This window comes from Streptococcus mitis, assembly GCF_047465045.1.
Classification (GTDB): Bacteria; Bacillota; Bacilli; order Lactobacillales; family Streptococcaceae; genus Streptococcus; species Streptococcus mitis_DT.
Genome location: NZ_JASHAR010000002.1, coordinates 108,521 through 119,887 on the forward strand (window position 1 = coordinate 108,521; position 11,367 = coordinate 119,887).

Annotated in this window: 12 protein-coding genes and 1 pseudogene; all 13 read left to right on the plus strand. The window is 38.0% G+C overall.

All coding sequences use genetic code 11. From position 1 onward, the window contains the following. The first annotated feature begins 4 nt into the window (after positions 1–4). A complete protein-coding gene (adcA, locus tag QM409_RS02125; RefSeq protein WP_000724064.1) occupies positions 5–1,510 on the plus strand; it encodes a zinc ABC transporter substrate-binding lipoprotein AdcA in 1,506 nt (501 codons plus the stop codon). A 284-nt stretch (positions 1,511–1,794) separates the two neighbouring features. Next, the gene (locus QM409_RS02130) at positions 1,795–2,946 is read left to right on the plus strand and encodes an iron-containing alcohol dehydrogenase (protein WP_045612453.1); all 1,152 of its coding nucleotides are present in this window, start codon (positions 1,795–1,797) and stop codon (positions 2,944–2,946) included. Between the two features lie 149 nt (positions 2,947–3,095). Continuing rightward, positions 3,096–3,980 carry an SPFH domain-containing protein gene (locus QM409_RS02135; protein WP_004235732.1) on the plus strand — a complete coding sequence of 295 codons (885 nt, stop codon included), beginning with the start codon at positions 3,096–3,098 and terminating at the stop codon, positions 3,978–3,980. Between the two features lie 509 nt (positions 3,981–4,489). Beyond that, positions 4,490–4,729: a hypothetical protein gene (locus QM409_RS02140; RefSeq protein WP_414310487.1), complete on the plus strand. Its 240-nt coding sequence runs from the start codon at positions 4,490–4,492 to the stop codon at positions 4,727–4,729. A gap of 128 nt (positions 4,730–4,857) precedes the next feature. After that, positions 4,858–4,932 (plus strand): annotated as a pseudogene (locus tag QM409_RS02145) (CPBP family intramembrane glutamate endopeptidase); the annotation flags it as partial. Positions 4,933–5,000: 68 nt separating this feature from the next. Beyond that, positions 5,001–5,297 carry a bacteriocin immunity protein gene (locus QM409_RS02150; RefSeq protein WP_414305068.1) on the plus strand — a complete coding sequence of 99 codons (297 nt, stop codon included), beginning with the start codon at positions 5,001–5,003 and terminating at the stop codon, positions 5,295–5,297. Positions 5,298–5,428: 131 nt separating this feature from the next. Then, the gene (locus QM409_RS02155; protein ID WP_020899966.1) at positions 5,429–6,415 is read left to right on the plus strand and encodes a rhodanese-related sulfurtransferase; all 987 of its coding nucleotides are present in this window, start codon (positions 5,429–5,431) and stop codon (positions 6,413–6,415) included. Positions 6,416–6,641: 226 nt separating this feature from the next. Next, positions 6,642–7,502, plus strand: coding sequence for a DUF4299 family protein (locus tag QM409_RS02160; RefSeq protein WP_084887743.1), 861 nt, complete (start codon positions 6,642–6,644; stop codon positions 7,500–7,502). Positions 7,503–7,659: 157 nt separating this feature from the next. Beyond that, entirely contained in the window at positions 7,660–8,583 is a 924-nt protein-coding gene (locus tag QM409_RS02165; protein WP_020902121.1) for a helix-turn-helix domain-containing protein, read from the plus strand. A 142-nt stretch (positions 8,584–8,725) separates the two neighbouring features. Then, on the plus strand, positions 8,726–8,947 hold the full coding sequence (locus tag QM409_RS02170; RefSeq protein WP_000389381.1) for a hypothetical protein: 222 nt from the start codon (positions 8,726–8,728) through the stop codon (positions 8,945–8,947). Further along, complete coding sequence (locus tag QM409_RS02175) at positions 8,944–9,537, plus strand: TlpA family protein disulfide reductase (protein WP_033682461.1); 594 nt, start codon at positions 8,944–8,946, stop codon at positions 9,535–9,537. The genes QM409_RS02170 and QM409_RS02175 overlap by 4 nt, the downstream gene beginning before the upstream one ends. A gap of 243 nt (positions 9,538–9,780) precedes the next feature. Beyond that, entirely contained in the window at positions 9,781–10,644 is an 864-nt protein-coding gene (locus QM409_RS02180) for an ATP-binding cassette domain-containing protein (protein ID WP_020902118.1), read from the plus strand. 23 nt (positions 10,645–10,667) lie between these two features. After that, positions 10,668–11,360 (plus strand): hypothetical protein, encoded by a 693-nt coding sequence (locus tag QM409_RS02185; protein ID WP_020902117.1) that lies wholly within the window; start codon positions 10,668–10,670, stop codon positions 11,358–11,360. Positions 11,361–11,367 lie beyond the last annotated feature (7 nt).

Below are 11,367 nucleotides of genomic sequence, written 5' to 3' on the forward strand. Positions count from 1 at the left end.
GAACATGAAAAAAATTAGCTTATTACTCGCCAGTCTATGTGCCTTGTTTTTAGTGGCTTGTTCCAATCAAAAGCAGGCAGATGGCAAACTAAATATTGTGACAACCTTTTACCCTGTCTATGAATTTACCAAGCAAGTCGCAGGAGATACGGCTAATGTAGAGCTTCTCATCGGTGCTGGTACAGAACCCCATGAATATGAACCGTCTGCCAAGGCAGTTGCCAAAATCCAAGACGCAGATACCTTCGTTTATGAAAATGAAAACATGGAAACATGGGTTCCTAAATTACTAGATACTTTGGATAAGAAAAAGGTGAAAACCATCAAGGCGACAGGCGATATGTTGCTCTTGCCAGGTGGTGAGGAAGAAGAGGGAGACCATGACCATGGAGAAGAAGGCCATCACCATGAGTTCGATCCCCATGTTTGGTTATCACCAGTTCGTGCCATTAAACTAGTAGAGCACATCCGTGACAGTTTATCAGCAGATTATCCTGATAAAAAAGAGACCTTTGAGAAGAATGCTGCTGCCTATATCGAAAAATTACAAGCCTTGGATAAGGCGTATGCAGAAGGATTGTCTCAAGCCAAACAAAAGAGCTTTGTGACTCAACACGCAGCCTTTAACTATCTCGCCTTGGACTATGGACTCAAACAAGTTGCAATCTCAGGCCTTTCTCCAGATGCAGAGCCATCAGCAGCTCGCTTGGCAGAATTGACAGAGTATGTCAAGAAAAATAAAATTGCCTATATCTACTTTGAAGAAAATGCCTCACAGGCCCTTGCTAACACACTTTCAAAAGAGGCAGGTGTCAAAACTGATGTCCTTAATCCTTTAGAAAGTCTGACAGAAGAGGACACCAAGGCTGGAGAAAACTACATTTCCGTGATGGAGAAAAACCTCAAGGCTTTGAAACAAACAACGGACCAAGAAGGCCCAGCAATCGAGCCTGAAAAGGCAGAGGATACCAAGACAGTCCAAAATGGTTACTTTGAGGATGCAGATGTCAAGGATCGCACCTTGAGTGACTATGCAGGTAACTGGCAATCAGTTTATCCTTTCCTTGAAGATGGTACTTTTGATCAAGTGTTTGATTACAAGGCTAAGTTGACAGGTAAGATGACTCAGGCTGAGTACAAGGCCTACTATACAAAAGGCTATCAGACAGATGTGACTAAGATTAATATCACTGATAACACTATGGAATTTGTTCAAGGTGGACAAAGTAAGAAATTCACCTACAAGTATGTTGGTAAGAAAATCTTGACTTATAAGAAAGGAAATCGTGGCGTGCGCTTCCTCTTTGAAGCGACAGATGCGGATGCTGGACAATTCAAGTATGTTCAGTTTAGTGACCACAATATCGCCCCAGTTAAGGCAGAACACTTCCATATCTTCTTTGGAGGCACAAGCCAAGAAGCCCTCTTTGAAGAAATGGATAACTGGCCAACCTACTACCCAGATAACCTATCTGGCCAAGAAATTGCCCAAGAAATGTTGGCGCATTGATGAGAAATCGACTAGTTCATAGGAGCTAGTCGGTTTTTTGAAATAGGGGCTGATGTGTAGCCCATTTCATGTGTCGGCGGATAGCCTATAGCTGTTATCTTTGGTAGATGCAATTTTGTTTCAAGGAGCAGAGTATCATATTGGAAAATGATCTCATAAATAATAGTCAAATTCCACTCCTTTTAAAAATATTTGTTAGATATTTCACAAATGATTGAAAACGAATACAAAAAGTAATATAATGATGTTAAATATATAGCGCGAAGGCGCAGGAGGAAAATTATATGGCTACATTTTATGTTCCGGCAGTCAACCTTATTGGAAAAGGTGTTGTAAATGAAGTGGGTCCTTATATCAAGGAACTTGGCTATAAAAAGGCACTTTTGGTGACAGATAAGTTTATCGAAGGAAGTGACATTTTGCCTAAGGTTTTAAAACCGCTAGATACAGAAGGAATCGAATATGTCATCTTTAGCGATGTAGAGCCAAACCCTACTTGTAAGAATGTCACAGATGGGGTAGCTGCTTTGGAAGAACATGGATGTGATTTTATCATCAGTCTTGGTGGGGGCTCTCCACAGGATGCAGCTAGTTGTATCTCTATCATGGCTACAAATGGTGGAAAACCACAGGATTATGAAGGGCTTCATAAGTCTGCTAAAAAAGGCTTGCCAGTTGTAGCTATCAATACTACTGCAGGTACATCAGCAGAAATTACCATTAACTATGTGATTACCGACGAAGAACGCAAGGTTAAGATGGTAATGGTTGACAAGAATAGCCTTGCTCTTATCTCTGTTAATGACCCTGAATTGATGATTTCAAAACCTCAAGCCTTGACTGCTGCGACAGGTATGGATGCTCTGACTCACGCTGTTGAAGCTTTGGTAACACCTGGTGCTTATGATGTAACCAAGAAACTGTCTATTGGTGCTATTGAGCTTATCAAGGAATACCTTCCTCGCGCTGTAGCAAATGGACACGATATTGAAGCGCGTGAAGGTATGGTCAATGCTATTTTCCTTGGTGGTATGAGCTTTAACAATGCTGGTCTTGGTTATGTTCACTCAATGGCTCATCAACTCGGTGCAGTATATAACTTGCCACACGGTGTTTGCTGTGCCATGTTGCTACCAGTTATAGAACGTGAAAATGCTAAACGTGTACCAGAAGCTTTCCGCAATGTTGCTAAGGCCTTGGGACTCCATGTAGAGGATAAATCAGATGAAGAGTGTGCCGATTATGCGATTGCTGAGATTGAGAAGCTTTCTGAGACAGTAGGTATTCCTAAGAAATTGACTGAACTTGGTATTGAAGAAAAAGATTTCGACTTTGAATACCTTTCTAAGAATGCCTTGATTGATGCCTGCGCACCAGGAAACCCATTTATGCCAACCTTAGAAGAAACGATTGCCTTTTATAAAGAGTTGTTTTAGCAAGAGATTTGACGACAATGTGACAATTCACCTCTAATTATTGACATTTCAGGAAAAATTGCAGTAAAAACTGCACATCCTTCTTTAAATGTGCTATAATACAGAAAAAAATAATGATGGAGGTCGTCGCGATGGTAACAACATTTTTGATGATTTTTGTGGTGGTTTGTGTGCTCCTATTGGTGATAGTCACACTGAGTACAGTTTATGTGGTTCGTCAACAGTCGGTGGCGATTATTGAACGCTTTGGGAAATACCAAAAGGTTGCCAATAGCGGTATTCACATCCGCTTGCCTTTTGGGATTGACTCGATTGCAGCGCGGATTCAGTTGCGCTTGTTGCAAAGCGATATTGTGGTTGAGACTAAGACCAAGGACAATGTGTTCGTTATGATGAATGTAGCGACTCAGTACCGTGTTAATGAGCAGAGCGTAACAGATGCCTACTATAAACTCATGCGTCCAGAATCTCAGATTAAATCTTATATCGAAGATGCTCTTCGCTCTTCTGTTCCCAAATTAACCTTGGATGAATTGTTTGAGAAAAAAGATGAGATTGCCCTTGAAGTTCAACACCAAGTAGCAGAAGAAATGACTACTTACGGTTATATTATCGTGAAAACCTTGATTACCAAGGTCGAACCAGATGCAGAAGTCAAGCAATCCATGAATGAAATCAATGCGGCGCAGCGCAAGCGGGTCGCAGCGCAAGAATTGGCGGAAGCTGATAAGATTAAAATCGTCACTGCAGCTGAAGCCGAAGCAGAAAAAGATCGCCTCCATGGTGTGGGGATTGCCCAACAACGTAAGGCGATTGTGGATGGCTTAGCAGAGTCTATCACCGAACTCAAGGAAGCCAATGTTGGCATGACAGAAGAACAAATCATGTCCATCCTCTTGACCAACCAGTATTTGGATACCTTGAATACCTTTGCCTCTAAAGGAAATCAAACCATCTTTTTACCAAATACGCCAAATGGTGTGGATGATATCCGTACACAAATCTTGTCAGCCCTTCGCGCTGAGAAGAAATAATAGACTAAAGAGCTTGGCAACAGGCTCTTTTTTAGTTATGGTGAGAGATGAATCTTAGCTTAAATAAGACTATTCACAAGAGTTACTAACAGATTGTGGATAAGTGTGGATAACTTCTGATTATTTCAGTGATAATTCTTATTGGTATGACCAATCTAGTAACTTTTTAGAATTATAAAGTAGTTTTAATTCCTGTAAATAAAGAGTTAAGCACAGTTTGGGATAGTTATTCACAACTTGTGGATAATCTTGGGGATAGAGTGTAGGCCTACTAATGATGAGCAGATAGATACCTAATACTCTCGTTGTTATAATAGATGATATAGAGTGTTTCTCGTGAAACATTCTATTTATATACCTTTTTCGAGTTATAGGTGACTTAGTTTGATAAACTCAAGAGGGATGATAGATTAAAAGAAATTATGCTGCTTGACTATTGGAGGGATTATGGTACATTTAAAATGAATAAAACAGAAAATAGAGACTGAAAAGCTATTATTTGTGCGTTCTTGGATTGTTTTCGCCAAATTTGGGAAAGGTTGCTATCGGCATATACACGTTCTAGAAAAGAAACGTTAGCAGAATTAGCAGGTGTGATTTTAGGGAGTTTTGATTTTACAGATGATCATACTCATGGTTTTGGCATGGATAGTGTTGTTTGGAGCGATGAGGATTTTTATCATGTCAGTTTTATTGTAGGAAGATTTACTTCGTTTTCTCCTGAAATTGAGTTTTTGTCCAGCCTCTAAACAAAAATTTAAGTTTAGTCTAGATAGGCCTAGTATTTTAATGAGATGGTTTATTGTGACTTACTATATTAGTTGCTAAATCGGTAGTTAAGATTAAGTTTTATTTTTTTAAACTTCAATCCTGCTGAGCGTCTTATGCTATCAATAATATTGTGGCGACCTTACCATTTTTGCTGACTTTTTTACACAGGGTGTTTGGTTAAATACTGGATCGAGAGTTAGGAATAATAGTTTATCAAATTTATAAGTGAGTTTCAGGAGGAAAATAAGAATGACACCATTAAAATGGTTTGCTGGAGGAAGCGAAAGACGTAGTGAAGCCATGACGATCATTGATCATCTACTGGAAGATATAAAGGATGCGCCTCAACTTACTCACTTGAAAAATCAGTTAGTGAGTTATAAAAGACGATTAAAGGACGATGGGACCTCTACTCCGTTCATTCTGAGCCAAATGAACGTTGACATATCACGTGTGTTGATTGACAATAAGCTGACTTTGTCAGAAAGTCAAGCTGAGCAGATCAAAAAATTGAGAGAATTGTCTGCTATTCGCTATGGTTACTGATGAAGTGCAGGGATAAATCCCTTTCTACAATTTCCAGTCAAATAAATTGCATTCGCTTTCTCAAGCAGGTATACTAGTATAGTTAGATGAAAAATTCTGAAAATTTAAGAATAGAAAAGAGAACAAATCTTATGGCAAAAGATATTCGTGTCTTACTTTACTACCTTTATACTCCAATTGAAAATGCAGAGCAATTTGCTGCCGACCACTTGGCTTTCTGTAAATCAATCGGCCTTAAAGGCCGTATCCTAGTCGCTGACGAGGGAATTAACGGAACAGTTTCAGGGGATTATGAAACAACTCAAAAATACATGGACTACGTTCACAGCCTCCCAGGCATGGAAGACCTCTGGTTCAAGATTGACGAAGAAAATGAACAAGCCTTCAAGAAGATGTTTGTTCGTTACAAGAAAGAGATTGTCCACCTTGGTTTGGAAGACAACGACTTTGACAACGACATCAACCCACTTGAAACAACAGGTGCTTACTTGTCTCCAAAAGAGTTCAAAGAAGCCCTTCTTGACGAAGATACCGTTGTCCTTGACACACGTAACGATTATGAGTACGACCTAGGACATTTCCGTGGGGCTATCCGCCCAGATATCCGTAACTTCCGTGAGTTGCCACAATGGGTCCGTGACAATAAGGAAAAATTCATGGACAAGCGTGTCGTGGTTTACTGTACAGGTGGGGTTCGCTGTGAGAAATTCTCAGGCTGGATGGTCCGTGAAGGTTACAAAGATGTCGGCCAATTGCACGGTGGAATCGCAACTTACGGTAAAGACCCAGAAGTCCAAGGTGAGCTTTGGGATGGAAAAATGTACGTCTTTGACGAGCGTATTGCCGTAGATGTTAACCATGTCAACCCAACTATCGTAGGAAAAGACTGGTTTGATGGAACACCATGTGAACGTTATGTCAACTGTGGAAATCCATTCTGTAACCGTCGTATCTTGACATCAGAAGAAAATGAAGACAAGTACCTTCGTGGATGCTCACACGAGTGCCGTGTTCACCCACGTAACCGCTATGTTTCAGAAAATGAATTGACACAAGCTGAAGTGATCGAGCGCCTAGCCGCTATCGGTGAAAGCTTGGATCAAGCAGCTACTGTATAAGATTAAACAGTCCTTAGGGGCTGTTTTTCTATGCTTTTTACTCAAAAATTAATACTCAATGAAAATCAAAGAGCAAACTAGGAAGCTAGCCGCAGGCTGTACTTGAGTACGGCAAGGCGAAGCTGACGCGGTTTGAATTTGATTTTCGAAGAGTATAAAGTTTGTTTTTGTATCTTTCAGAAAAATAAGGTTTACTATATGTAAACGATTTCAAAGGAGTTCAGTTATGACGAAAACATTTTTTATTCCAAATAAACAGAGCATTTTAGGAGAACAGGAAATTTTGACTGCCAAGTCTATCTTGGCCTTGGTGGATGGTTTGGAGTCGCATAGCTATGATGCTATCTATCTCCGTCAGCCTCTTAATCGTCTTGAGTATATCGAGTGTGCGATAGTGGGGCAATCACAATTTCTTTTTAAGGTCAGTTATGCTGATAGTCAAAAGGCTTACCGTATCGATCTTCCTGACCTACTCACGAAGACAGACTGGCAGATTATCAAATCATTTTTAGATGCTCTGCTTGCTTATACAGGAACTGAGATTGAAGGACTAGATGGTTTTGATTTTGAAGCTTATTTCCAAGCAAGTATTCAAGCCCATCTGACAGACGCTGCAGCCCGTTTTACGATTTGCCAAGGAATTTTTAATCCTGTTTTCTTTGGTCATGAGGACTTGAAAAGCTTTTTAGAGGAAAATGGCTTGGCTCAGTTTGAAGCGCGTGTACGTGCGGTTCAAGAGACAGATGCCTACTTTGCAAGAGTTTCCTTCTATCAGGATGGAGAAGGCCAAGTGCACGGTGTTTACCATCTGGCTCAAGGAGTCAAGACAGTATTACCGAGAGAACCATTTGTTCCTACTGCCTATATTGAGCAATTGGTGGATAAGGAAGTGCAGTGGGAGATTGACTTGGTTCAAATCACAGGAGACGGCTCTAAACCAGAAGACTATGAAGCCATTGTCCGCTTAGACTATGCAAAATTCCTAGAGTCACTACCATCAGCATCTTACCACCAACTAGATGCCAATCAATTAGAAGTGCAACCCATCTTAGACAAAGATTTTAAAGCATTAGCACAAGAAAAGTAAAGCAGAAGCAGGTCAATTGCTATTTAGCGTGCGAAATATGGTTTAGTCTTGTTAAGTTTTGTAATATAAAATTTTAAGAATTGCTTAGTTCAATAAAAAACAGCATAATATAAAAAATATAATATTATTCGGTAACTAATTATCAGGAGATTTTAAGATGGATATCAAGAAGGAAGTAGGTAAAAGAATCCGAATGTTGCGAGAGATGAAACATATCACTCGTGAAACTCTTTGTGATGATGAAACTGAGATAACGGTGCGCCAATTAGCACGGATTGAATCAGGCCAGTCTTCCCCGAGTTTATCCAAGGTAGAGTATATAGCTTACAAACTAGGCTGTTCAATTTCACATATAGTAGATATGGATCATATGATTTTACCCTCCGAGTACTTGATATTAAAGGATAAACTCATTAAGTTTCAAACTTATGGAGATGATGATAGAATCCAAGTTAAGGAAGAGTTGTTTGAAAGAGTTTACGAACACTATTATGACAGTCTACCTGAGGATGAGCAGATTGCAGTTAGTGCCTTACAAGCTAGTTTTGATGTCTTTGTAAGTGAAGATGCAGGTTTTGGCGATGCTTTGCTGGATGAATATTTTGAACAAGTAAAGATAAGGAAAAACTATTCGGTGAATGATTTGCTTCTGATAAAATTGTACTTTGTTTCGTGTTTAGCAAGACCGATTGGGTATCATCATGAACTGTTTTGGATGCTTTCTAAAAAACTTATAAGAGAAACAAATTCATCCGATTTAGAGACAGCTTATATGTTAAAGAGAACAGTGCTTGATTCTTTAGCTGTTCAATGGATGGAAAAATCTTACTCCACTTTTGAGCCTTATGTTAAGGCGATGAACAGGCTGATGATTTTATCGCAGGATTTTCAAAACAAGCCAATTGTTGATATGCTTGAAGCTATGTGTACCTTATTTCATAAACGGGATAAGGAAAAAGCCATCCGCTTATACGATAGAGCTATTATTTGTGCTCAAGCATTTGGAGACCAAGTATTAGAAGCGCGTATATTGGGAGAAAAAGAAAAAGATTTAAAAACTTTTGAGGAAATGGAGAGCTAACATGACATTTTTGTCATGTTTTTTTATTTTTGAAAGCGCTATACTATGATCATAAAGAACAAGAGATAAGGAGGAAAGAAGCATGTTTGGATTTGAAGTATTCTTAAGTCTTAGTTTTTGGTTTTCTGGATAGGAGATAGAAATGGAAGATTTTAGTATCTCGCTAGAGACGTTTACACAAACTCGCCACAGTTTGCTGTTTCGAAATAACACGACGGAGCAAAAGTTGGTACAAATAGAGTTGAATAAGGAACCATTCCGTTTAGCTATTTTAGATGCAGGCGAAGAGCGAGTTTTAATCTTACCAGAAGAATTATCTATTATCGAAAGTTTTAGAATTTCAGAAGTGGAGGACAATCCATGATGTCAAAAAAACATGTTGTAGAGACAATGGTTCTTCTTGTGATAGCATCTTTATTTTTAGCAGGATTTTACTATCAAAACCAGGAATCTCATCATCAAGAAGAAACAGCGCAAGAGCTCCTCTTAAAAAAAGAGGAGGAAATAAACCAATATATTTCAAAAACTAAAAATACAACATTCAAGAATGCATTGTTAACCTCTAATGAGGGAGCACAGGTTCAACTATCAGATTATAAGTTTAGACCAAAGGTTGTGGTATTCTGGGCTAGTTGGTGTCCTGATTGCCAAAAAGAGCTCCCAATCATTCAGCGCCTTTATGATAAATACCAAGATAAAGTTGATTTCTTTATGGTGGATATAGTTGATGGGGAACGTGAAACACTTGAAACCTCTCATCAATTTTTAAGGAATCAGGGTTTTACCTTTCCAGTTTATATAGATCAAGATTTACAAGCTTTTAAGTTTTTTGATGTAAAAGCTATTCCAACAATATTTATAGTGGATAAAGATGGGATAGTGAAACAAATTTATGTAGAACAAGGAAGCGAAGAAATCTTGTCTAAAGATTTAAAACAGTTAATAAATGACTGAAATGAGAATCTCATTTGGTTATTATAAAAAATTTTTTAAAAGGAGGGTTTTCTGATGAGAAAACTAACTGGACGTGTCAAAAGACACATTGTAGCAGGTCAATTTTGTGCTGTTTCACCACTCGGTATTTATGGAATGCTCACAGGTATTGGGTTCTTCTGCTGGAGTTAACGTAATCTAAAAATCTCTGGCAGGGTTCATTCCTTGTCAGAGACTTTTTAATATAATGAACGGAGAGAAACTATGAATCGTGTGATTTTAAGTCTTAAAAATATTGATAAAACATATGGGAAAGAACAGGTTTTACATAATATTTCCTTTGATATTGAGCAAGGGGAAATATGTGGTCTTATCGGTGAAAATGGTGCAGGAAAGACAACCTTAATGAGAATTCTTCTAGGACTAATTCAAGCTGATAAGGGAGAAATTGAGAGTGTTTCGCAGCATAAGATTGGTAGTATTATCGAATCACCTGCCCTCTATCCAAACTTGACTGGACGTCAACACCTGCAATATTATAAAACAAGATTTGGTTTAAAGACAGATATCACAAAAATGTTGGAATTGGTTCACTTGCCGGAACCGTCATGGGATCGAAAAGTAAAAAACTATTCCCTTGGAATGAAGCAAAGACTATCGATAGCAATTGCGCTTTTGGATAATCCAGAGCTTATTATCTTAGATGAACCAGTGAATGGTTTAGATCCTCAAGGGATTTCAGATTTAAGAAAAATGATTTTGAATTTACGGGATCAGTTAGGAGTTACTTTTTTAATCTCGAGCCATATTCTGTCAGAATTGGAATTTATAACAGATAAGTATATCATCATGAAAAAAGGAAAGATTCTAAATGTGATGAGTTCAAAAGAGCTAGCAAATGATTTGTCAGAAAAGCTCTTCCTTAAGACGAGTAATAATCAGATTCTAAAAACGTTTTTAAAAGAAGAGGGCATTGTTCATTTTGAGCAGGATGACTATCTGGTTGTGCCAGAAAAGGAAAAATTAATGGCTATCTTGGAATATAGTGTCGTGTCAAATCTAGTGATACAGGATATTTATATTAAGAAAGAACGCTTTGAGGACTACTATTTGCATAATATTATCTGATGATTTAAGAAAGGAGGAGAGTCATGAATTCTCTTAAAGCAGATATGTATAAATTTTACTGGGAAAAAAGAGGAGTACTTCCTAGTTTGTTGATAGGATTATTGATTTTGTTATTCTCCTTATTTTTTAAGTCATCGAATGAAGATGAACCAGCATTTCGAGTATTGATTTCAAATGTGAGTGGTTTTATTCCTTTGCTTTTTATCTCTACTAATTTATTTTTCTGGGGGGAAGATTATAGTTTCCGTACGATTAACATTCTCCTCACAAAAGAAAAACAACGTTGGAAGTTATTTTTATATAAAACTTTGGGAGCCTTTTGTTTGTCTTTCCTATATGTAACTATTTTTTATAGTTTAACAGCCCTCGTCTATTTGGAGGGAGACTTGGTGTTGATTGTTTCGACATTTTTACATCAACTACCATACTATTTGGTTATTATCAGTATCTCATTATTAATTTTTCAAATATTTGATAAGGTTTATGAATCATGTATGATTTATATACTCTATATTTTACTGTTTGATAACCTATTGGTTTATGTCCTTCCAAACTCTGGTGAGAGTGTGAGAGACTATTTATTAATGACTTTAAATTTGAAAACTTCCCCTGGAGTAAGTCAATTTACCCTTACGAATGTAGGCTATCCTATATTGGTAAGTATAGCAGTGATTGTACTTGCGTTTGTTGTATTCAGTAAAAAAGAATTTAAGTAGGAGTACT